Annotated in this window: 18 protein-coding genes; 7 read left to right on the top strand and 11 right to left on the bottom strand. The window is 67.0% G+C overall.

Translation table 11 applies throughout. The features are described 5' to 3' along the window. Positions 1–2: 2 nt before the first annotated feature. The 5 genes from BM297_RS18200 to gloB form a co-directional block, all read right to left on the bottom strand. Positions 3–1088, bottom strand: coding sequence for a microcin C ABC transporter permease YejB (locus BM297_RS18200; protein WP_092434242.1), 1086 nt, complete (start codon positions 1086–1088; stop codon positions 3–5). After that, positions 1089–2918: an extracellular solute-binding protein gene (locus BM297_RS18195; protein WP_092434239.1), complete on the bottom strand. Its 1830-nt coding sequence runs from the start codon at positions 2916–2918 to the stop codon at positions 1089–1091. Beyond that, entirely contained in the window at positions 2915–4744 is a 1830-nt protein-coding gene (locus tag BM297_RS18190) for an extracellular solute-binding protein (protein WP_092434237.1), read from the bottom strand. Before BM297_RS18190 ends, BM297_RS18195 begins: the two co-directional genes overlap by 4 nt. 103 nt (positions 4745–4847) lie before the next feature. After that, a complete protein-coding gene (locus tag BM297_RS18185; protein ID WP_092434234.1) occupies positions 4848–6443 on the bottom strand; it encodes a LysM peptidoglycan-binding domain-containing protein in 1596 nt (531 codons plus the stop codon). Between the two features lie 84 nt (positions 6444–6527). Beyond that, a complete protein-coding gene (gloB, locus tag BM297_RS18180) occupies positions 6528–7310 on the bottom strand; it encodes a hydroxyacylglutathione hydrolase (protein WP_092434231.1) in 783 nt (260 codons plus the stop codon). A gap of 77 nt (positions 7311–7387) precedes the next feature. On the opposite strand from gloB, the gene BM297_RS18175 reads away from it, so the two are divergent. From BM297_RS18175 to nudC, 6 genes are all read left to right on the top strand, one after another. Beyond that, entirely contained in the window at positions 7388–8152 is a 765-nt protein-coding gene (locus BM297_RS18175; protein ID WP_092434228.1) for a class I SAM-dependent methyltransferase, read from the top strand. Then, positions 8149–8604 carry a ribonuclease HI gene (gene rnhA / locus BM297_RS18170; RefSeq protein WP_092434225.1) on the top strand — a complete coding sequence of 152 codons (456 nt, stop codon included), beginning with the start codon at positions 8149–8151 and terminating at the stop codon, positions 8602–8604. Before BM297_RS18175 ends, rnhA begins: the two co-directional genes overlap by 4 nt. Before the next feature lie 48 nt (positions 8605–8652). After that, positions 8653–9414, top strand: a complete 762-nt coding sequence (gene dnaQ, locus BM297_RS18165) for a DNA polymerase III subunit epsilon (protein ID WP_092434222.1) — start codon at positions 8653–8655, stop codon at positions 9412–9414. A gap of 90 nt (positions 9415–9504) precedes the next feature. Continuing rightward, positions 9505–11766 carry an Orn/Lys/Arg family decarboxylase gene (locus BM297_RS18160; protein ID WP_092434219.1) on the top strand — a complete coding sequence of 754 codons (2262 nt, stop codon included), beginning with the start codon at positions 9505–9507 and terminating at the stop codon, positions 11764–11766. 254 nt (positions 11767–12020) lie between these two features. Continuing rightward, positions 12021–13706 (top strand): FimL-related protein, encoded by a 1686-nt coding sequence (locus tag BM297_RS18155; RefSeq protein WP_092434216.1) that lies wholly within the window; start codon positions 12021–12023, stop codon positions 13704–13706. Further along, the gene (gene nudC / locus BM297_RS18150) at positions 13706–14554 is read left to right on the top strand and encodes an NAD(+) diphosphatase (RefSeq protein ID WP_092434213.1); all 849 of its coding nucleotides are present in this window, start codon (positions 13706–13708) and stop codon (positions 14552–14554) included. Before BM297_RS18155 ends, nudC begins: the two co-directional genes overlap by 1 nt. On the opposite strand, the gene BM297_RS18145 is transcribed toward nudC, so the two are convergent. Beyond that, positions 14522–15298 (bottom strand): TSUP family transporter, encoded by a 777-nt coding sequence (locus BM297_RS18145; RefSeq protein ID WP_092434210.1) that lies wholly within the window; start codon positions 15296–15298, stop codon positions 14522–14524. The two genes, nudC and BM297_RS18145, sit on opposite strands and share 33 nt — an antisense overlap. A 101-nt stretch (positions 15299–15399) precedes the next feature. Here BM297_RS18145 and BM297_RS18140 point away from each other — a divergent pair, with 101 nt between their 5' ends. Continuing rightward, entirely contained in the window at positions 15400–16050 is a 651-nt protein-coding gene (locus tag BM297_RS18140; RefSeq protein WP_092434207.1) for a hypothetical protein, read from the top strand. Between the two features lie 110 nt (positions 16051–16160). Here BM297_RS18140 and BM297_RS18135 read toward each other — a convergent pair whose 3' ends face one another. The 5 genes from BM297_RS18135 to BM297_RS18115 all read right to left on the bottom strand — a co-directional run bounded on the left by BM297_RS18135 (position 16161) and on the right by BM297_RS18115 (position 21217). Next, positions 16161–17753: an isocitrate lyase gene (locus BM297_RS18135; protein WP_092434204.1), complete on the bottom strand. Its 1593-nt coding sequence runs from the start codon at positions 17751–17753 to the stop codon at positions 16161–16163. Between the two features lie 424 nt (positions 17754–18177). Further along, entirely contained in the window at positions 18178–18984 is an 807-nt protein-coding gene (locus tag BM297_RS18130; protein WP_092434201.1) for a secretin N-terminal domain-containing protein, read from the bottom strand. A gap of 2 nt (positions 18985–18986) precedes the next feature. After that, positions 18987–19619 (bottom strand): DUF7931 domain-containing protein, encoded by a 633-nt coding sequence (locus BM297_RS18125; RefSeq protein ID WP_092434198.1) that lies wholly within the window; start codon positions 19617–19619, stop codon positions 18987–18989. Between the two features lie 10 nt (positions 19620–19629). Next, positions 19630–20055, bottom strand: coding sequence for a GNAT family N-acetyltransferase (locus BM297_RS18120; RefSeq protein WP_092434196.1), 426 nt, complete (start codon positions 20053–20055; stop codon positions 19630–19632). Further along, positions 20048–21217, bottom strand: a complete 1170-nt coding sequence (locus tag BM297_RS18115; protein ID WP_092434193.1) for a ribosomal protein uL16 3-hydroxylase — start codon at positions 21215–21217, stop codon at positions 20048–20050. Before BM297_RS18115 ends, BM297_RS18120 begins: the two co-directional genes overlap by 8 nt. Between the last annotated feature and the right edge of the window lie 85 nt (positions 21218–21302).

Raw genomic sequence — 21302 nt, 5'->3', positions numbered from 1 at the left:
GTTCAACCCTCCCGGCTTTCAAAGTCGATGCGTGGATCGACCAGGGTGTAGGTGAGATCGCCGATCAGTTTCACGATCAGTCCCAGCAGGGTGAAGATGAACAGGGTGCCGAACACCACCGGATAGTCGCGGTTGATCGCCGACTCGAAGCTCATCAGGCCGAGGCCGTCGAGGGAGAAGATCACCTCGATCAGCAGGGAGCCGGTGAAGAACAGGCCGATGAACGCCGAGGGGAAGCCGGCGATGATGATCAGCATGGCGTTGCGGAACACGTGGCCGTAGAGCACGCGGTTTTCCGACAGGCCCTTGGCTCGCGCGGTGACCACGTATTGCTTGCCGATCTCGTCGAGGAAGCTGTTCTTGGTCAGCAGGGTCAGGGTGGCGAAGTTGCCGATCACCAGGGCGGTCACCGGCAGCGCCAGGTGCCAGAAGTAGTCGGCGATCTTGCCCCACAGGCTCAGCTCGTCGAAGTTGTTCGAGGTCAGGCCGCGCAGCGGGAACCAGTCGAAGTAGCTGCCGCCGGCGAACAGCACGATCAGCAGGATGGCGAACAGGAACGCCGGGATGGCGTAGCCGACGATGATCGCCGTGCTAGTCCACACGTCGAAGGTGCTGCCGTGACGCATGGCCTTGGCGATGCCCAGCGGGATCGATACCAGGTACATGATCAGGGTGCTCCACAGCCCCAGCGAGATCGATACCGGCATCTTCTCGATGATCAGCTCGGTGACCGTGGCGTCGCGGAAGAAGCTCTGCCCGAAGTCGAAGTGCAGGTAGTTCTTGATCATGATCCAGAAGCGCTCGCTGGCCGGCTTGTCGAAGCCGTACATGCGCTCGATCTCCTTGACCAGTTCGGGATCCAGACCCTGGGCGCCGCGATAGGCATTGCCGGCCGCGGCGACCTCGGCCCCGCCGCCGGCGATGCGCCCGGTGGCGCCGCCGGCGGCGGCGTCGAAGCCCTCGAGCTTGGCGATCATCTGTTCCACCGGGCCGCCGGGGGCGGCCTGGATGATGATGAAGTTGATCAGCAGGATGCCGAACAGGGTCGGCACGATCAGCAGCAGGCGACGGAAGATGTAGGCCAGCATTCAGCGTGACTCCCCGGCGCTGACCGGCGCGCCGGCATCCGGCTTGGCCCACCAGGTGTACAGGCCGATGTCGTACAGCGGCGCCACCGGCGGGTGCTCGAAGCGGTCCCAGCGCGCGACCCGCCAGGTCTTGATGTGCCAGTTGGGGATCACGTAGTGACCCCACAGCAGCACGCGATCCAGCGCGCGGGTATGGGCGATCAGGCTCTGCCGGCTGTCGGCCTTGATCAGGCCTTCGACCAGGGCGTCGATGACCGGATCCTTGAGGCCGATCAGGTTGCGGCTGCCGGGATTGTCGGCGCTGCTGGAGTGCCAGTACTCGCGCTGCTCGTTGCCGGGCGAGCTGGACTGGCTGAAGCCGCCGACGATCAGGTCGAAGTCGCGCGAGCGCAGGCGGTTGATGTACTGCGAGACGTCGGCGCGGCGGATCTGCAGCTCGATGCCGAGACTGGCCAGGTTGCGCTTGAACGGCAGCAGCACGCGCTCGAACTCGATCTGCGCGAGCAGGAACTCGATCACCACCGGCTTGCCTTCGGCATCCAGCATGCGGTCCTGCTCCAGGCGCCAGCCAGCCTGCTGCAGCAGCTCGAAGGCACGCCGACGCTGCTCGCGGATCACCCCGCTGCCGTCGCTCTGTGGCGGCCGGTATTGCTCGCTGAACACCTGTGGTGGCAGCTGCGCGCGCCAGGGTTCGAGCAGTTTCAGTTCGGCGGGCGAGGGCAGGCCGCTGGCGGCCAGCTCGGAGTTCTCGAAGTAGCTGCCGGTGCGCACGTAGGCACCGTGGAACAGCTGGCGGTTGGTCCACTCGAAGTCGAACAGCAGGCCCAGCGCCTCGCGCACCCGGGCATCCTGGAACTGCGGGCGGCGCAGGTTGAAGATGAAGCCCTGCATGCCGGCCGGATTGTGGTTGGCGATCTCCTCCTTGATCAGACGCCCCTCGTGTACCGCCGGGGAGTCGTAGGCGGTGGCCCAGTTCTTCGCGCTGCTTTCCACCCAGAAGTCGAACTGCCCGGCCTTGAGCGCCTCCAGCGCCACGGTGTTGTCGCGGTAGTAGTCGATCACCAGGCTGTCGAAGTTGTACTGGCCGCGGTTGACCGGCAGGTCCTTGCCCCACCAGTCCGCGACCCGCGCATAGCGGATGCTGCGGCCGGCCTGCACTTCGGCGACCCGGTAGGGGCCGCTGCCCAGCGGCGGCTCCAGGCTGGTGCGGGCGAACTCGCGGCCCTCCCAGGCGTGCCTGGGCAATACCGGCAGCTGGCCGACGATCAGCGGCAGCTCGCGGTTGCCCGCCTGGCGGAAGTCGAAGCGCACCTGGCGTTCGCCTTCGGCCACCGCCTTCTCGACGTCGGCGTAGTAGGCGCGGTACTGCGGCGCGCCATCCTTCATCAGGGTATCGAAGGTGAATACCACGTCGGCGGCGGTGACCGGCTGGCCGTCGTGGAAGCGTGCTTCGCGGCGCAGGGTGAAGCGCACCCAGCGGTTGTCCGGGGCCTTCTCGATCTTCTCGGCCAGCAGGCCGTACTCGGTGAACGGTTCGTCGAGACTGCGTCGGGTCAGGGTGTCGTAGATCAGGCCGATCTCGTCGGCGGCGACGCCCTTGTTGATGAACGGATTGAGGCTGTCGAAGCCGCCGAAACCGGCCTGGCGCAGGGTGCCGCCCTTGGGGGCATCCGGATTGACGTAGGCGAAGTGCTGGAAGTTGGCCGGGTATTTCGGCGCCTCGTCGTACAGGGTCAGCGCATGTCTGGCGGCTGCGGCGGCATTCAGGGCCACCCCGAACAGCAGGGCGCAGCCGGCGAGCAGGCGGGTGCGGCGCAGGAAGACGGTCATCGGGATGCCTCCGGGGTCTTGAGCCACCAGGCGCGCAGGCCGAGGGTGTAGGGCGGCGTGCTGAGGTGGTCGAAACGGTTGCGCCAGGCGACCCGGTGGTGGTCGCTGTACCAGTTGGGGATGCTGTAGTGCTGCGACAGCAGTACGCGATCGAGGGCGCGGGTGGCGGCCACCTGCTGGTTGCGGGTCTGCGCGGCGAGTAGCTTGTCGAGCAGCGCGTCGACCACCGGGTGGTTGATCCCGGCGTAGTTCTTGCTGCCGCGCACGTGGACCTGGCTGGAGTGGAAGTATTGCCACTGCTCAAGGCCGGGGCTGAGCGTCTGCGGCAAGGTCATCAGCACCATGTCGTAGTCGAAGCCGTCGATGCGCTGCTTGTACTGGGCGCGATCGACGGTACGCAGGCTGGCCTCGACGCCAATGCGCGCGAGGTTGTCGCGGTAGGGCTGGAGGATGCGCTCCAGGCTCGGGTTGACCAGCAGGATCTCGAAGCGCAGCGGCTGGCCGCGGCTGTTGAGCAGACGAGCGCCGGAGGATTTCCAGCCGGCCTGGGTCAGCAGGTCGAGGGCGCGGCGCAGCGTTTCGCGCGGCAGGCCGCTGCCGTCGGTCTGCGGCATCTGCGGCGCTTGGCTGAACAGTTCGCTCGGCAGCTGCTCGCGGAAGGGCGAGAGCAGCAGCCACTCCTCGCCCTGCGGGATGCCGCGGGCGGAGAACTCGCTGTTGGGGTAGTAGCTGGTCGCCCGGCTGTAGGCATTGTTGAACAGCGTGCGGTTGCTCCATTCGAAATCGAACAGCAGGCCCATGGCCTCGCGCACCCGGGCATCGGCGAAGTGGGTGCGGCGGCTGTTCATGAACAGCGCCTGGGTCTGGGTCGGGATCTGATGGGGGATCTCCGCCTTGACGATGTCGCCGCGCTCCACGGCCGGGATGTTGTAGCCGTTGGCCCAGTTCTTCGCCTGGTTCTCGATGTAGAAGTCGAATTCGCCGGCCTTGAACGCCTCGAAGGCGACATGGTTGTCGCGGTAGAACTCCACTTCGACACGGTTGAAGTTGTACTTGCCGCGGTTGACTGGCAGGTCCTTGCCCCACCAGTTCTTCACCCGTTCGAACACCACGCGCCGGCCCGGCACCACCTGGGTGATGCGGTAGGGGCCGCTGCCCAGCGGCGGCTCGTAGCTGGTGGCCTTGAAGTCGCGCTTGCTCCAGTAGTGCTGCGGCAGCACCGGCAGCTCGCCGAGGCGCAGGATCAGCAACGGATTGCCGCTGCGCTTGAACACGAAGCGCACCCGGTGGCGGTTGAGGATGTCGACTCGCTGCACTTCCTGCAGGGCGGTACGGTAGTGCGGATGGCCGTTGCGGCTGAGCAGCCGGTAGGAGAACGCCACGTCGTAGGCGGTGATCGGCTTGTCGTCGTGGAAGCGCGCCTCGGGACGCAGGTTGAACACCACCCAGCTGCGGTCCTTGCTGTACTCCACCGAGGAGGCGATCAGGCCGTAGCTGGAGGTCGGCTCGTCGCCCGACGGATCGTAGGCGCCGGTGCCGGCCATCAGCGGGGCATTCAGCTCGGAGACGCCGTACTGCAGGAAGTTGGCGGTGCCGGCCGGGCTGGTGCCCTTGAGGGTATAGGGGTTGAGGGTGTCGAAGGTGCCGGAGGCCATCAGCCGGACACTGCCGCCCTTGGGCGCGTCGGGGTTCACCCAGTCGAAATGGCTGAAGTTGGCCGGGTACTTGAGCGAACCGAACTGGGCGTAACCGTGGCGTTCCGTGATGGCGGCGCCAGCGGGCAGGCAGGCAGCCAGACCGAGCAGCAGGGCGAGGAGACGACTCATCAGGCGAGGGTCCGGTCCGTGGCAGTGTTGTAGGTTGAGAAAGCTACAGTAACAGCTTGTATCGGCTGGAAAAAGGGTGGCTCCGGGCCGCCCCGGCGAGCCCTCAGCGGCGCGGGAGGTAGAGGGTCAGCGTCTGGCCGGTCTTGAGCGTGCGGCCAAGGGAAGGGTTCCACTGCTTCAGGTGCTGGGTGCGCACCGCAAAGCGCTGGGCAATGGCGGACAGCGAGTCGCCACGGCGCACCTTGTAGTAGGTGACCGACGAGCGCTGGCCGGCCTTCGTCTGGGCCTGGGAGCTGCCGGCGCTGCGCAGGGTCAGCACCTGTCCGGCCCGCAGCGACTTGCCCTTGAGGCCGTTCCAGCGTTGCAGGTCGGCGAGGGTGACGTCGTGGCGCTTGGCGATCGCCCACAGGGTGTCACCGCTGCGCACCCGGTAGCTGCGCGTTTTCGCTGCGGGGGGGCTGGCCTTGGCGGCCACTACCGGTTGGCTGCGCTCATACAGCGGTCCCGGCGGCGTGACGCCGCCCGGCGTCTGCGGGATCAGCAGGGTCTGCCCGACGCGCACGCGATTGCCGGACATGCGGTTGATGTCGCGCAGGGTGTTGACCGTGACGTGGTGGCGGTTGGCGATGCCGTGCAGGCTGTCGCCGCTGCGCACCTGGTAGCGCTGCCATTGCACCAGGCTGTCCGGCGCCAGGCGGGCAAGGCTTGCGCTCAGCCCCTCGGCCTTGTCCGCCGGCACCAGCAGATGGCGCGGGCCATCGAGGGTGATGCCGCGCTTGAAGGCCGGGTTGAGCTGGTACAGCTCGTCCTCGTCGACATCGCTGAGGGCGGCGACTCGCGCCAGGTCGAGCTGGTGGCGGATGGCGACCTTCTCGAAATAGGGCTCGTTGGCGATCGGCGCCAGACTCACGCCGTAGCTGGCGGGGGTGAGGATGATCTGCGACACGGCCAGCAGCTTGGGCACGTAGTCCTGGGTTTCCTTGGGCAGCGGCAGGTTCCAGTAGTCGGTCGGCAGGCCCTGGCGCTGGTTGCGTTCGATGGCCCGGCTGACGGTGCCCTCGCCGGCATTGTAGGAGGCCAGGGCGAGCAGCCAGTCGCCGTTGAACATGTCGTGCAGGCGCTTGAGGTAGCTGATCGCCGCGCCGGTCGAAGCCATGATGTCGCGGCGACCGTCGTACCAGTTGGTCTGGCGCAGGTTGAAGTGGCGGCCGGTGGAGGGAATGAACTGCCAGAGGCCGGCGGCGTTGGCGTGGGAGTAGGCCAGCGGGTTGTAGGAGCTTTCGATCATCGGCAGCAGGGCCAGCTCCAGGGGCATGTTGTTTTCTTCGAGGCGCTCGACGATGTAGTGGATGTACGGACCACTGCGCTCGGCGATCTGCTGGATCGAGGCCGGTCGGCTGGCGAAGCCGAAGCGCTGGCGCTCGATGCGCGGGTTGGTGCCGATCTGGTCCTGCAGCTGGTAGCCGGCACGGATGCGCTCCCAGATGTCCTCGTGCTGCTCCTCTTCCTCGGCCTGGCGCAGATCCTTGCTCCACTCGATCTGCTTGCCGACGCTGACGGCGCGCTCGGTGTCGCTGTCGAGCGCCTTGTCGCCCCGGCTCTGGCAGCCGGCCACGATCAGCAGGAGGCTGACCAGCACCAGGCGCAAGGCGCGGGTCAGAACATCTGGAACGTGGCTCGGAAGCGTTGGCGGTGGCATCGGCGAGGGACTTTCCCAGATAAAAAGTCGGGCGATTCTAGGAACCGCCCCGGAGGTGGTCAAGTTTTCGCCAGTGGTCGATTGTTACCGGAAATTGTCCTTCCAGTCGCGCAGCACAGCAAACACCTCGCTTGGCGAGGCCAGATGGCGTTGCGCATGGGCGTCACTTTTTGCCCGGACTGTGGGCTCGGTCACGCGCAGGAAGGGGTTGGTCGCCAGCTCCAGCGCGAGGGTCGAGGGCAGGGTCGGCAACTGCCGTTCACGCAGCGCCGCCACTTCGACAGCGCGCCGTTGCAGGGCCGGATTGTCCGGCTCCACGGCCAGGGCGAAGCGCAGGTTGCTCTGGGTATATTCGTGGGTGCAGTAGACGCGGGTCGCTGCGGGCAGGCTGGCCAGCCGTTGCAGCGAGGCGTGCAGCTGCGCGGCGGTGCCCTCGAACAGGCGGCCGCAGCCGGCGGAGAACAGGGTGTCGCCGCAGAACAGCAGCGGCTGCTCGCCGTCGGCGGCGAACAGGGCGATATGCCCGGCGGTGTGGCCGGGAACGTGCAGCACCTGCCAGTCGAGGTCGAGGATGCGCACCCGCTGGCCATCCTCGAGGGCGACATCGCGTCCGGCAATCGCCTCCAGCGCCGGGCCGAGCACCCGCGCGCCGCTGTGCGCCTTGAGGGCGAGGACGCCGCCGGTATGGTCGTTGTGGTGGTGGGTGACCAGGATGTCGGTGAGCTGCCAGTCGGGGTGCGCGGCCAGCCAGGCCAGTACCGGAGCGCTGTCGCCGGGATCGACCACCGCGCAGCGTCGATGCGTGGCATCCTGCAGCAGCCAGATATAATTGTCGGAGAAGGCGGGCAGGGCGGTGATCTGTATCATGAGCAGGCAAGCCGTTATGCTGAGTCGATCCGGCATCTTAGGTCGCCAGGTGGGTCTGGCGCCAGACGGGAGGAAGCATGAACGAGCCGCCCTGCGCTACCGTCGCCAGCGACTGGCTGACCCTGCAGCGAGAGGCCGAGGCATGGTTCGCCGGCCCGCTGGGCAGATTGCTGCTGGACAGCCAGCAGTCCCTGCTCGAGCAACAGCTCGGCAGCCACTTCGGCAGCTTTCTGCTGCACTACGGCTTTTCGGCCGGTGAGCTGCCGCCGCAGCGCCAGATCACCCACTACATCCGTCTCGGTCCGCCGCTGCCGGGCGTGGAGATCGTCTGCGAGGAGGGCGCCTGGCCGGTGCTCGAGCATGCCGCGGACGTGGTGGTGCTGCAGCATGCCCTGGACTTCGCCGTCTCGCCGCACCAGCTGCTGCGCGAGGCGGCCCGCTGCGTGCGCCCCGGCGGGCATCTGCTGGTGGTGGGCATCCACCCGTGGAGTCTGTGGGGGCTGCGCCAGTTGCTGCCCGGCGATGCCCTGGCCGGCGCGCGCTGCATTGCGCCGAACCGTCTGGCCGACTGGCTGCACCTGCTCGGCTTTGCGCTGGAGAAACGCCGGTTCGGATGCTATTGTCCGCCGCTTTCTTCAGCGCGCTGGCAGGCGCGCTTGCGCGGCGTCGAGTCGTGGGCCGAGAGCCTGCAGCTGCCCGGCGGCGGCGTCTACCTGCTGGCCGCCCGCAAGCTGATGGCTGGCCTGCGCCCGCTGCCGCAATCCCGGCGTGCCACAGTCGCGCCGCTGCGTCCGGTTTCCGTGGCCAAGGTCGGCCGTCATCCAGGCAAGAAAGAGTCATGACTGACAGTGTCGAGATCTATACCGATGGTGCCTGCAAGGGCAATCCCGGCCCCGGCGGCTGGGGCGCGCTGCTGATCTACAAGGGCGTCGAGCGCGAGCTGTGGGGCGGCGAGTCGCCGACCACCAACAATCGCATGGAGCTGACCGCGGCCATCCGCGCCCTGGCAACCCTCAACCGGCATTGCCGGGTGCAGCTGACCACCGACTCCGAATATGTCATGAAGGGCATCAAGGAGTGGCTACCGAACTGGAAGAAGCGTGGCTGGAAGACCGCCAGCCGTCAGCCGGTGAAGAACGCCGACCTCTGGCAGGAGCTGGACAACCAGGTCAGCCGCCACGAGGTGCACTGGCACTGGGTACGCGGGCATAACGGCCACCCGGGCAACGAGCGGGCTGACCAGCTGGCCAATCGCGGCGTGCTCGAGGTCAACGGCGCCCGCCAGGGCGCGTGATGGCCGCGCCCCTTCTTCAACCCTCCATCGGCAAGCAGGTCATTCCCCATGAGATACGTCGTCCTCGACACCGAGACTACCGGCCTTGAGGTCCGCGAAGGGCACCGCATCATCGAGATCGGCTGCGTCGAGCTGATCGGCCGGCGTCTGACCGGGCGGCATTTCCACGTCTACATCAACCCCGAGCGCGAGGTCGACGAGGGGGCGATGGCGGTGCACGGCATCAGCAACGAGTTCCTCGCCGACAAGCCGCGCTTTCGCGAGGTGGTCGACGAGTTCTTCGAGTTCATCAAGGGCGCCGAGCTGATCATCCACAACGCGGCGTTCGACATCGGCTTCATCAATCACGAGTTCGCCCGCCTGAAGGACCGTCCGCAGCTGGGCGAGGTGCTCGACCACTGCAGCGTGCTGGATACCCTGCTGATGGCGCGCGAGCGCCATCCGGGCCAGCGCAACAACCTCGACGCCCTGTGCAAGCGCTACGGGGTCGACAACTCCGGGCGCGACCTGCACGGCGCGCTGCTCGATGCCGAGATTCTCGCCGACGTCTACCTGGCGATGACCGGTGGGCAGACCAGCCTGTCCCTGGCCGGGCAGAACAGCGACGGCGAGGGCGGCAACGGCCCGCAGGTCTCGGAGATCCGCCGCCTGCCGGCCAGTCGTCCGCGTACCCCGGTGATCCGCGCCAGCCAGGCCGAGCTGGAGCTGCACGCGGCACGTCTGGCCGCGGTGGCCAAGTCCAGCGGCGCGCCGGCGCTCTGGCAGCAACTCGAGCAGGCCGACGAAGGCGAGGCGCCGATCCTGCACTGAGTGCCGCTGGCGCCGGGTTTCGCCGGCCTGCTGCAGCTACTACCCTGAAGGCATCGGCAGGCGGCGCCTGCCTGCTGCGGGGGCTGGAGCATGTACAAGGATCTGAAGTTTCCGGTACTCATCGTCCACCGCGACGTCAAGGCCGACAGCGTGGCCGGCGAGCGGGTGCGCGGCATCATGGCCGAACTGGAGCAGGACGGCTTCCCGCTCCTGGTCACCGCCAGCGCCCGCGAGGGACGCATCGTCGCCTCCTCGCAGCACGGGCTGGCCTGCATTCTGGTCGCCGCCGAAGGCGCCGGCGAGAATCCGCGTCTGCTGCAGGACATGGTCGAGCTGATCCGCGCGGCGCGGGTGCGCGCCCCGCAGCTGCCGATCTTCGCCCTCGGCGAGCAGGTCACCATCGAGAACGCGCCCGCCGAGGCGATGGCCGAACTCAACCAGTTGCGCGGCATCCTCTACCTGTTCGAGGACACCGTGCCCTTTCTCGCCCGCCAGGTGGCGCGGGCGGCGCGCAGCTATCTCGATGCCCTGCTGCCGCCGTTCTTCCGGGCGCTGGTGCAGCACACCGCCGATTCCCACTACTCCTGGCATACCCCGGGGCACGGCGGTGGCGTGGCGCACCGCAAGAGCCCGGTGGGGCAGGCGTTCCACCAGTTCTTCGGCGAGAACACCCTGCGCTCCGATCTGTCGGTATCGGTGCCCGAGCTCGGCTCGCTGCTCGATCACACCGGCCCGCTGGCCGAGGCCGAGCAGCGCGCCGCGCGCAACTTCGGCGCCGACCACACCTTCTTCGTGATCAATGGCACCTCGACGGCGAACAAGATCGTCTGGCAGGCGATGGTCGGTCGCGACGATCTGGTGCTGGTGGATCGCAACTGCCACAAGTCGGTGGTGCACGCGCTGATCATGACCGGCGCCATCCCGCTGTACCTCAATCCGGCACGCAACGAGCTGGGTATCATCGGGCCGATCCCCCTCGAGGAGTTCAGTCGCGAGTCGATCGCCGCGAAGATCGCCGCCTGTCCGCTGGCGCAGGGACGTGAGCCGCGGGTCAAGCTGGCCGTGGTGACCAACTCGACCTACGACGGCCTGTGCTACAACGCCGAACTGATCAAGCGGGCACTGGGCGACAGCGTCGAGGTGCTGCACTTCGACGAGGCCTGGTATGCCTATGCCGCCTTCCACGAGTTCTATCTCGGGCGCTACGCCATGGGCACCTCGCGCGGCGATGGCGGGCGCGGGCCGCTGGTGTTCAGCACCCACTCCACCCACAAACTGCTGGCCGCCTTCAGCCAGGCCTCGATGATCCATGTGCAGGATGGCGGCCAGCGGCGGCTGGACGTGGCGCGCTTCAACGAAGCCTTCATGATGCACACCTCGACCTCGCCCCAGTACGGCATCCTCGCCTCGCTGGACGTGGCCTCGGCGATGATGGAGGGTAGCGCCGGGCGCTCGCTGATCCAGGAGAGCTTCGATGAGGCACTGGCCTTTCGCCGCGCCATGGCCAACCTGCGCCATCACCTGCCGGACGGCGACTGGTGGTTCGCGATCTGGCAACCCGAAGGCGTCGAGTCGGCGCTGCAGGTGCAGACTGCCGAGTGGCTATTGGCACCGCAGGCGCCCTGGCATGGTTTCGGTGAGGTGGCCGAGGACTATGTGCTGCTCGACCCGCTCAAGGTCACCCTGGTGATGCCCGGCCTGAGTGCCGGCGGCAGCCTGGAGGAGCAGGGCATCCCGGCGGCGGTGGTCGGCAAGTTCCTCTGGGAGCGCGGGGTGGTGGTGGAGAAGACCGGCCTGTATTCGCTGCTGGTGCTGTTCTCGATGAGCATCACCAAGGGCAAGTGGAGCACGCTGGTCACCGAGTTGCTGGAGTTCAAGCGCCTGCATGATGCCAATACGCCGCTGCTCGAGGCGTTGCCATCGGTGGCGCGGGCCGATGCCGCGCGCTATGCCGGCATGGGCCTGCGCGATCTGTGCGTACAGTTGCACGCCTGCTACCGCGACAACCAGGTGCCGCGGGCGTTGAGCCGGATGTACCGGCAGCTGCCGGAGCTGGCGCTGAAGCCGGCCGAAGCCTACGATCGGCTGGTCCGCGGCGCGGTCGAGGCGGTGCCGCTGGATGCGCTGGAGGGGCGTGTCGCGGCGGTGATGCTGGTGCCCTATCCGCCGGGCATTCCCCTGATCATGCCCGGCGAGCGCTTCAGCGCGGCCAGCCGGCCGATCATCGACTACCTGAAGTTCACTCGGCATTTCGAACAGGCGTTTCCCGGCTTCGAGTCCGGGGTGCACGGGCTGCAGCATGGCCCCGACGCTGCCGTGCAGCACTACCGCGTGGATTGCGTCTGCCCGTGAAGTGAGGGGTGTCGTGACCTGGGTCACTTAGGTCGGATACGCCTTTGCGCTGAGGCTTGCTATAGTGCCCGACCAAAAGAGGGCAGCGGTCAGCTGCGCTCAGTCGAATAACAGCCAGGAGGCGCCCCCGTGTCGCGATGGCTTGAGACGAGAGTTCACAGCAGTATTCAGGACGATTACCGCTTGTACAGCGCGAGGCCACAGGACGTAGTCTGGGTGCTGGATTCGTACCGCGTTGGAGGCGGACTAAGCGCATGGTGACCGGAGCCACATCCCTTGGTTTGGTGCGCAGCGAACTGTTCGCGACCATCGAACAGGCCGAGCAGAGCCTTGAACAGTTCATCGCCGATCGACTCAATGTCAGTCTGCTGCAGCAGGCGGTCGAATACCTGCAGCAGATCCGCGGCATCCTCAAGCTGATCGAGCTGGCCGGTGCCGAACTGCTGGCCCAGGAGATTCTCCTGCTGGCCACCGATATCCCGGCCGGTGCCGGGCAGGAGCGCGACGGTCAATTGGCCGCGCTGGGCAAGGCGCTGTTCGTGCTGCGCCGCTACCTGGAAGGCATCGACGTCCATCGCCAGGAAATTCCCGAGCTGCTGCTGCCGATCATCAACGAGCTGCGCCAGTCCACGGGCCAGCCGAGCCTGCCGGAAAGCTACTTCTTCAGTGTCCGCCTGGATCAGCCGCGTCCGCAGCGGCGCAACGTGGAGATCCAGCCCGGTGCGGCGAACCGCGACGGTGCCCGTCTGCGGCAGATGTACCAGCTGGGCTTGATGAACGTGCTGCGCGAGCAGAATCAGAGCGCAGCCCTCAAGCTGATGTCGCGGGCGCTGGGACGGCTGGACGATCTGCTGGGCGGTCGTGATCGTTCGCGTCTGTGCTGGATCGGTGCCGCGGCACTGGAGGCCATGGCCGAGGCGCGCATGCGCCCGAGCAAGGCCCGCAAGCAGCTGCTGGCGCGCATCGACCGCGACCTGCGCCAGCTGCTGGCCAACCCGCAGTTCGAGGCGCCGCGCAGCCTGCTCAAGGAAATGCTCTATCTGGTCGCGCTGGCCGGCACCCAGGGCGAGCGCGCCAGCGAGATGCGCCGGGTGTTCGGCCTGGCGTCGCTGCCGTTCACCGATCACCTGCTGGAAGAGGAGTCGCGACGTCTGGGCGGCCCGGGGCAGGAGGTCATGCGCTCGCTGTCGCTGGCGATCCGCGACGAACTGGTCGGCGTCAAGGACATGCTCGACCTGATCGAGCGGGGTACGGCGCAGGTCGAGGGCAAGCAGGCCCTGCATGCCCAGATCGGCAAGCTGGCCAAGACGCTCGACATGATCGGCTTGAGCTCGGCCGGCAACGCCCTGCAGAACCTGGTGGCGATGGTCGGCACCTGGAGCGAGCGCAGCGACAATCCGCCGGCGGACGAGCTGCTGCGTCTGGCCGATGCCCTGCTGTATGTGGAAAGCATGGTGGCGACGCTCGAGCAGAGCGAGCCGCGCCAGCGGGCCGCCAGTTCCCAGGCGGGCGGGCGGGGCGAGGGCGAGTCCTACGCCACGCACCAGCTGGACGAGGCGCGCATCGTGGTCATCGACGAGGCGCAGGCCGGTCTGGCCCTGGCCAAGCGTGCGATCACCGCCTATCTCGAATCCAGCGGCGACAAGCTGAATCTGGCCAATGTGCCGACCAGCCTGCAGGCCGTGCGTGGCGGTCTGTGGTTCCTCGGTCTGGAGCGCGCGGCCGAGCTGGTGGGCGCCTGCGCCGCCTACATCCAGACGCACATGATCGAGAATGCCCAGATCCCCTCCGAGCAGATGCTCGAGACCCTGGCCGATGCGCTGACCAGCCTTGAGTTCTTCCTGGAAGGCGGCGCCAGCCTGCGACCGGAAGGGCGCCAGGACGTGCTCGATCTCGCCGCCGACAGCGTACGTGCGCTGGGTATGCAGGTCGCTGCCTGATGGCCGACAGCAACCTCTGGCAGCCGGCCGTCATCGACGCCGGCCAGGCCGGGGGTTGGGCGCTGGCGCACTGCCGGCAACAATTCCTGTGTGACGCACGTGGTGTCCTTTTCCCCCGCGCCTGGCTGAAGGCGCAGCTGCCCCAGCCCCAGGTGCTGGCCGAGCACGGCGTCGGCCATTTCAATGGCCAGCCGGTCTTCGTGCTCGAGCTGGCGGATCACGCCGAGGCTCTGCTGCCCGGTGGTTTCTGGAAGGGCTTGCGCCAGTTCATGCATGAAGGCGATCTGACGACCTTCCGCATGCTCGGCTACGCCGCCCAGGTCGCGACCTGGGCACGCCAGCACCGCTTCTGCGGCAGCTGCGGCGGGCCGCTGCAAGCGCTGTCCAGCGAACGGGCGATGGCCTGCCCGCGCTGCGAACTCCACCACTACCCGCGCCTGTCGCCAAGCATCATCGTGCTGATCAGCCGTGGCGACCAGCTGCTGCTGGCGCGTTCGCCGCGCTTTGCCGCCGGGGTGTACAGCACCCTGGCCGGCTTCGTCGAGCCGGGCGAGTCGATCGAGGAGTGCGTGCGCCGCGAGGTGCGCGAAGAGGTCGCCCTGGAGGTCGGCAATCTGCGCTACATCGCCAGCCAGAGCTGGCCGTTTCCCCATTCGCTGATGCTCGGCTTCCATGCCGACTACCTGGCTGGCGAGATCGTGCCGCAGCCGGAGGAAATCGAGGATGCGCGCTGGTTCACCCCCGACCAGCTGCCGCCGCTGCCGGCGCACGGCTCGATTGCCCGTTATCTGATCGAACTCTATCTGGCGCGTCGTTCAGGCGCCGCCGAACCAGTGCTGCCAGGCTAACCGCGCCGTCAACGCCAGCACCATCAGGATGAACACCGGGCGGATCAGGCGCGAGCCGCCGCTGATGGCGGTGCGCGCGCCGAAGAAGGCGCCGAGCATCAGGGCCAGGCCCATGCAGATGCCCAGTACCCAGGCGACCTGGCCCGCAACCACGAATACCGCCAGCGCCATGCCGTTGCTGATGAAGTTCATGCTGCGCGCCACGCCGCTGGCGCGCAGCAGGTCGAGCGGGTAGAGCAGCAGCGTGGAGACCGTCCAGAAGGCCCCGGTACCCGGTCCGGCAATTCCGTCGTAGAAGCCCAGCGCGAAGCCTTGCGGCCACTGTCGGTGCCGGGCGAGCGGTGTCGGCGCACGGTTCGCCGCCGGCGTCGGGTTGAACAGCAGGTAGAGGCCGCAGGCGAATACCACGCCCGGCAGCATCTGGTTCAGCCAGCTGGCTGGCAGCAGGTGCGCGCCCCAGGCGCCGAGCAGGGCGCCGCCGGCGGTGGCGAGCAGCGCTCTGCGCCATTGTCCGGGGTGGAACAGTTGGCGCCGGTAGAAGGTCCAGGCGGCGGTCGCCGAGCCGAAGGTGGCACACAGCTTGTTGGTGCCCAGCACCAGATGGGGCGGCAGGCCGGCGGTGAGCAGGGCGGGAATGGTCAGCAGGCCGCCGCCGCCGGCAATCGCATCGATGAAGCCGGCGATGAAGGCCACGCCGGCGAGGATCAGCAGGGTGGCAGGGTCCAGGGCGAATTCGAAAGGCATGCAAACCTTGATCTGATAGAGGTTGTGCGGCGCTCGCGCTGGCCGCTGGAGCAGGAGCGTCCGCATAATGCCGGCATTTTCTGCAACAGGGAATTCCCACCATGCAATACAACGGACTGGCCTGGGCGGCCGCCTTGCTGGCGCTTCTGGTACTGGTGATCGCCGGGCGCATACTGCTTGATCGCAGCTGGTTGCTGGGCTGGCTGCGCGGCAGCGGCGGCCTGGCGATTCTTGCCCTGGCGGTGCTGGTCGCAGTCGTGGCCTACGATCTGCGCAGTTATGCGCCACTGCCGCCCTCGGGCGAAACGTTGCTGACCCTGAGCTTCAAGGCCGAAGGCGATCAACGTTATCGCGTGACCCTGCGCGAGGGCGCGCGCGAGCGCAATGTGATCCTCAATGGCGACCTGTGGCAGCTGGATGCCCGGGTGTTCGGCTGGCAGCAGCTGGCTACGCTGATCGGCCTGCAGCCAGGCTATCGCCTGGAGCTGTTGAGCGGACGCTATCTCGCTGCAGAGCAGCAGGCCAGGGCCGAGCCGAGTCGCGTGGTGCTGGCGAGCAGTCCCTATGGCATCGACCTGTGGCGCTGGTTGCGCGAGGGGCAGCATGACCTGTTCCTGTTCGATGCCCGGGGAACACGGGTGACCTTCCTGCCGCTGGCCGATGGTGCGCAATACGCGGTGCGCCTGACCAGTACCGGCTTGCTGGCCGAGCCGCAGAATCAGGCGGCGAAGGATGCCCTGGCCCAGTGGTGAGGTCGGCGCGGGTCTTGCCGGGACGCAAATAGAAAAACCCCAGTCTTGCGACTGGGGTTTTTTGTTGCTGCCTCGACCTGGCCTGGGGGCCGGTCGAGTGAGCCGGTTCCTTAGAACTGGTTCATGGTGTTGTCTTTACCGCCGGCCTTCAGGGCCGCTTCACCAGCGAAGTATTCCTTGTGGTTGTCGCCGATGTCGGAGCCAGCCATGTTCTGGTGCTTGACGCAGGCGATGCCCTGACGGATTTCCTGACGCTGCACGCCCTTCACGTAGGCCAGCATGCCCTGGTCGGCGAAGTAGCCCTTGGCCAGGTTGTCGGTGGACAGCGCGGCGGTGTGGTAGGTCGGCAGGGTGATCAGGTGGTGGAAGATGCCGGCGCGGGCGGAGCCGTCACGCTGGAAGGTGCGGATCATCTCGTCGGCAACCTGAGCCAGTTCGGTCTCGTCGTACTCGGCGCTCATCAGCTTGGCGCGGTCGTAGGCGGAGACGTCCTTGCCTTCGGCAACCATGGCGTCGAAGGCCTGCTGACGGAAGTTCAGGGTCCAGTTGAACGACGGGCTGTTGTTGTACACCAGCTTGGCGTTCGGGATGACCTTGCGGACTTCGTCCATCATCTCGGCGATCTGGCCAACGTGCGGCTTCTCGGTCTCGATCCACAGCAGGTCGGCGCCGTTCTGCAGCGAGGTGATGCTGTCCAGGACGCAGCGCGCTTCGCCGGTGCCCTTGCGGAACTGGAACAGGTTGCTCGGCAGGCGCTTCGGACGCAGCAGCTTGCCTTCGCGCTTGATCACGACGTCGCCGTTGCCCAGGTCGGCTTCGGAGATTTCTTCGCAATCCAGGAAGGAGTTGTACTGGTCGCCCAGGTCGCCCGGCTGGTGGGTCACAGCGATCTGCTTGGTCAGTCCGGCACCCAGGGAGTCGGTACGTGCAACGATCACGCCGTTGTCGATGCCCAGCTCGAGGAAGGCGTAGCGAACGGCAGCGATCTTGGCGAGGAAGTCAACGTGCGGAACGGTGACCTTGCCATCCTGGTGACCGCACTGCTTCTCGTCGGAAACCTGGTTCTCGATCTGGATGCAGCAAGCGCCTGCTTCGATCATGCGCTTGGCCAGCAGGTAGGTGGCTTCCGGGTTACCGAAGCCAGCGTCGATGTCGGCGATGATCGGTACGATGTGGGTTTCGTAGTTGTCGATCTGGTTCTGGATGTCAGCGGCCTTGGCGGTGTCGCCAGCTTCGCGGGCGGCGTCCAGGGCGGTGAACAGCAGGTCCAGTTCGCGGGAGTCGGCCTGACGCAGGAAGGTGTACAGCTCTTCGATCAGGTCGGAGACTGCGGTCTTCTCGTGCATCGACTGGTCCGGCAGCGGGCCGAAGTCGGAGCGCAGGGCGGCAACCATCCAGCCGGACAGGTACAGGTACTTCTTGTTGGTGGTCTTCAGGTGCTTCTTGATCGAGATCAGCTTCTGCTGACCGATGAAGCCGTGCCAGCAGCCCAGCGACTGGGTGTAGACGGACGAGTCGGCGTCGTACTCGGCCATGTCCTTGCGCATGATGTCGGCGGTGTACTGGGCGATTTCCAGACCGGTCTTGAAGCGGTTCTGAGCGCGCATGCGAGCGACGGACTCAGGGTTGATAGCGCTCCAGCTGCTGCCGAATTGTTCTTTCAGGGCGGCAATGGCCTTGATGTCGTTTTGGTAAGCGGACATGGTCAATCCTTCAATGTATGTGTTCGTTGAGCGCCGACATTCCCATTCAACACCTGAGTGCTGAAGGTATTGTTGCAAGAGCTCACCGCAGAGCGTCGAGGTACTGACTGGTTCGGCAGGAGGCCGGAGGAGGGGATGTAGTGACGACCGGTGGGGTGACTACAACAGCTGGGTGGGCCGTGTCTGTCGTGCCGGTTGCAACAGTGCTTCCCCGTCCCTCAGGACAACTTCGTTCCAGTCGCAACCTTGTCGCACCGCCGTGTGGGTGGTACTGACACGAACCGATTCCAGGGGTGTTCTGGACTGCGATCCGGGGGCCGTTTCGGGCCTCTGGTCAGCGGGAGCGAGGCCATCATGCTAGGAGAGAGACGGGGCGTCAATCGGTTTTGTAGTTTTTTTTAAGAGCTACTACAAAAGTTCTAGATCACTCGAGAAGCTCGACTTTGAGCCGCAGCGCCTGGCTTTGCAGGGACCCGCCGGCTTGCCGGGCGAGGATGGCGGAGCGGCGGTCGCTGGCGCTTTCGCGGATCGCGCCGAGGTCGATCCATTCGCCGAGGCGACCACTGACGCGGGTATCGGTGCCCTGCGTGTCGATCACCCCGGCGTGGTTGCCGAGGCGATCCTGCTGGCTGCGGATGCTCAGCTGGACGCTGTCGCCCTGCACGCTGGCGACCACCTCGAAGCCGCGGTTGACGTCGCGGTACTCGGTGTATTCGCGTGGGTAGCCGTAGGCGTCGCGGCCGTAGCTGGTCAGCGGCACGCTCTGGCCGACCATGATCTGCGCCGGATAGCCCTCGGTGGCCTGGACCTGCTGCAGCGAGCTGTCGGTGCCGCGGCTGCTGCGGTTGATGATGCGTACCTCGTCGCGCCCATGGCGCTCGCCGCGGCCGCCGATGATCTCGACGTTGCCGGCGTCGATGCTGCCATCGACCCGGTAGCCCTGGCGGCTGGCGCTGTGCTCCTGCTGGCTGTCCACGCTGATCAGCAGGCGGCGCGGGCGGGTGTCGAGCTGCTGCAGGAGTTCCTGCAGTTCGGCCAGCTTGTCCGGCTCGGCATTGACGATTAGTTGGTTGCCGTAGGCGCTGACGCGACCCTCGGCGCCGAGCGCCGTCTGGACCAGGGGCAGCAGCTCGTCGGCGCTGCGGTAGTGCAGCGGCAGGACCTCGGTACGCGGCGCAGCCTGGGCGGCAACAGTGCAGAGAAGGCCAAGGATCACCGGCAACAGGCGCATGTTCACAGCAGGAAGCTCCGCAGGTTGGGATCGCTCAGACTGGTGTTCCAGGCCTGGTCGAACTGGCGCTGCAACTGGCGCACGCGGGCGCGGTTTTGGTAGTGGATCTGCGCTGCGGGCAGCAGGGGTGCCGGGCGCAGCAGCAGGCCGCAGTCGTCCACCAGCAGATAGGCGAGGTCGTCGGCGGGGTAGTCCGGGTGCAGTTTGCGGATCTGGCAGTTGCTCGGCAGCTGGTGGGCCAGGCGGAGCAGGCGGTGACCGTTGCGTACCGCCAGGCTGCTGTCGCGCAGCAGGATGCGCAGGTGGTTGCGCGGATGCGCGCGCAGAAAGCGGCTGCAGGCGTCGCCGACGGCGCGCTGGTCGTACAGCCAGGCTTCCAGATCCGGGGTGTACAGGCACAGGCTGCGACGGGCCTGGCCGATCAGGGCGAGGGCATGGCTGCGCAGCAGCTCGGGGGCGCTGGCCGCCTCCATGGGCTCATGCTGGCCGAGGATGAAGGGCGCCGGCTCCGGGCGGACGGCCGGCTCGCCGCCCTCGGTGGGCGGATTGTGGATGGCAAAACGCCCCGGAGAGTGGAAGTCGAGGGCGGGCAAGTCATTGCCGTTGTCGTTGCAATGCTCCGGGGCGTTGCTCATGGGAAGCCTCTCAGGCGCTGTCGCGCACCATGTCGACGTGGGGGATGCCGGCTTCGAGGAATTCCTCGCTGGCCACCCGAAAGCCTAGCCGCTCGTAGAAGCGTATGGCGTGGGCCTGGGCGGTGAGCCGCTGCTGCTTGAGATCGCGGCGCTCGGCCTCGGCGATGGTCGCCTGCATCAGCAGTTCACCGATGTGCAGGCCGCGCCAGTCCTTGAGCACCGAGACCCGGCCGATCTGGCCGTCCGGCAGCAGGCGGCTGGCACCGACGGCGAAGTCGCCTTCGAAGGCGAGGAAGTGCACGGCATCGGTGTCGTCGGCGTCCCATTCCAGTTCCGGCGGTACACCCTGTTCGACGATGAACACCGCTTCGCGGATGCGGCGCAGGTCGGCATTGTCGGCGTGCCAGTCGGCAATTCGTACGCTGATCTTATTCATCGCCGGCAAACTCCAGGCTGCCCTGCTTCACAAGTTCGTGGATCAGGGTCAGCGCCTCGTCGCTTTCCAGCCAGGGCTCGAGGTTTTCCAGGTGCAGGGCGTCGGCGCTGCACACCAGCTTGAGCAGCTCGCGCAGCGAGGCGTCGAGGCGCCGGCTGTGGCCGCTGGCGAACAGCACCAGGTAGTCGCCGACTTCGCTCCAGGCCATGCGCGCGCTGGGATTGCGCACCAGCAGCGCGCCGTCGCCGAGGGCGGCGAAGAACTCGGCCTCGGCGATATCGTCGCCGGCCACCAGTTCCGGGTAGCGCGGCTCGGTCATGAACTGGCCGAACCAGGTCAGCAGCAGCTTCTCGTCGCTCATGTGGCGGTCGATCAGGCCACGCAGGCGCTCGAGGGCGTCGCGCTGGATCTGGTGCGGGTCGTCGGCCGGCGTGCAGCCGGCATCGCTGTAGCGCTCCTCGTCGGGGAGGAACTGGCCGAGAAAATCGGTGAAGTGGGTCAGCACTTCGCTGGCGCTGGGGGCGCGGAAGCCGACCGAGAAGGTCATGCACTCGTCCTCGGCGATGCCGTAGTGGGCCAGGCGCGGCGGCAGGTAGAGCATGTCGCCGGGCTCGAGTACCCACTCGTCGGTCTGCGCGAAGTCGGCGAGGATGCGCAGGTCGGGATGCTCGAGCAGCGGGCTGTCGCTGTCGCACAGCTGGCCGAGCTTCCAGCGCCGCCGGCCGTGGGCCTGCAGCAGGAACACGTCGTAGTTGTCGTAGTGCGGGCCGACGCCGCCGCCCGGTGCTGCATAGCTGATCATCAGGTCGTCGATGCGCCAGCTGGGCAGGAACAGGAACTGCTCCATCAGCTCGCGGGTTTCCGGGACGAACTGGTCGACGGCCTGCACCAGCAGGGTCCAGTCGCGCTCCGGCAGGCTCTGGTAGGCGTCCTCGGCGAACGGGCCGCGGCGCAGCTCCCAGGGGCTGTTGCCGTGCTCGAGGACGATGCGCGACTCGACTTCCTCCTCCAGCGACAGGCCGGCCAGCTCGTCCGGGGAGATCGGGCTCTGGTAGCCGGGGATGGCCTGACGGATCAGCAGCGGCTTCTGCTGCCAGTAGTCGCGGAGAAATTCGCGGGGCGTAAGGCCGCCCAGCAGTTGCAGCGGGGTATCGGGTGCCATATCCAACTCTTCAACAATGAAAACGCCCGACCTCGAGACCGGCTTGGTGGCTGCCAGTCTGGACGGTCGGGCGAAGGGCCGTTCA

This window comes from Geopseudomonas sagittaria (assembly GCF_900115715.1).
Taxonomy (GTDB): domain Bacteria; phylum Pseudomonadota; class Gammaproteobacteria; order Pseudomonadales; family Pseudomonadaceae; genus Geopseudomonas; species Geopseudomonas sagittaria.
The sequence above is the reverse complement of the archived record's forward strand: the minus strand, read 5'-3'. Positions and strand labels throughout refer to the sequence as shown.

Excerpts from the sequence above, each read along its gene's own strand:
- BM297_RS18200 (WP_092434242.1), bottom strand. The coding sequence starts at position 1,088 with ATGCTGGCCTACATCTTCCGTCGCCTGCTGCTGATCGTGCCGACCCTG.
- BM297_RS18175 (WP_092434228.1), top strand. The coding sequence starts at position 7,388 with ATGAACGAGCCGCCCTGCGCTACCGTCGCCAGCGACTGGCTGACCCTG.
- gloB (WP_092434231.1), bottom strand. The coding sequence starts at position 7,310 with ATGATACAGATCACCGCCCTGCCCGCCTTCTCCGACAATTATATCTGG.
- BM297_RS18115 (WP_092434193.1), bottom strand. The coding sequence starts at position 21,217 with ATGGCACCCGATACCCCGCTGCAACTGCTGGGCGGCCTTACGCCCCGC.
- BM297_RS18160 (WP_092434219.1), top strand. The coding sequence starts at position 9,505 with ATGTACAAGGATCTGAAGTTTCCGGTACTCATCGTCCACCGCGACGTC.
- BM297_RS18120 (WP_092434196.1), bottom strand. The coding sequence starts at position 20,055 with ATGAATAAGATCAGCGTACGAATTGCCGACTGGCACGCCGACAATGCC.
- BM297_RS18130 (WP_092434201.1), bottom strand. The coding sequence starts at position 18,984 with ATGCGCCTGTTGCCGGTGATCCTTGGCCTTCTCTGCACTGTTGCCGCC.
- rnhA (WP_092434225.1), top strand. The coding sequence starts at position 8,149 with ATGACTGACAGTGTCGAGATCTATACCGATGGTGCCTGCAAGGGCAAT.
- BM297_RS18140 (WP_092434207.1), top strand. The coding sequence starts at position 15,400 with ATGCAATACAACGGACTGGCCTGGGCGGCCGCCTTGCTGGCGCTTCTG.
- nudC (WP_092434213.1), top strand. The coding sequence starts at position 13,706 with ATGGCCGACAGCAACCTCTGGCAGCCGGCCGTCATCGACGCCGGCCAG.
- dnaQ (WP_092434222.1), top strand. The coding sequence starts at position 8,653 with ATGAGATACGTCGTCCTCGACACCGAGACTACCGGCCTTGAGGTCCGC.
- BM297_RS18195 (WP_092434239.1), bottom strand. The coding sequence starts at position 2,918 with ATGACCGTCTTCCTGCGCCGCACCCGCCTGCTCGCCGGCTGCGCCCTG.
- BM297_RS18185 (WP_092434234.1), bottom strand. The coding sequence starts at position 6,443 with ATGCCACCGCCAACGCTTCCGAGCCACGTTCCAGATGTTCTGACCCGC.
- BM297_RS18135 (WP_092434204.1), bottom strand. The coding sequence starts at position 17,753 with ATGTCCGCTTACCAAAACGACATCAAGGCCATTGCCGCCCTGAAAGAA.
- BM297_RS18190 (WP_092434237.1), bottom strand. The coding sequence starts at position 4,744 with ATGAGTCGTCTCCTCGCCCTGCTGCTCGGTCTGGCTGCCTGCCTGCCC.
- BM297_RS18155 (WP_092434216.1), top strand. The coding sequence starts at position 12,021 with ATGGTGACCGGAGCCACATCCCTTGGTTTGGTGCGCAGCGAACTGTTC.
- BM297_RS18125 (WP_092434198.1), bottom strand. The coding sequence starts at position 19,619 with ATGAGCAACGCCCCGGAGCATTGCAACGACAACGGCAATGACTTGCCC.
- BM297_RS18145 (WP_092434210.1), bottom strand. The coding sequence starts at position 15,298 with ATGCCTTTCGAATTCGCCCTGGACCCTGCCACCCTGCTGATCCTCGCC.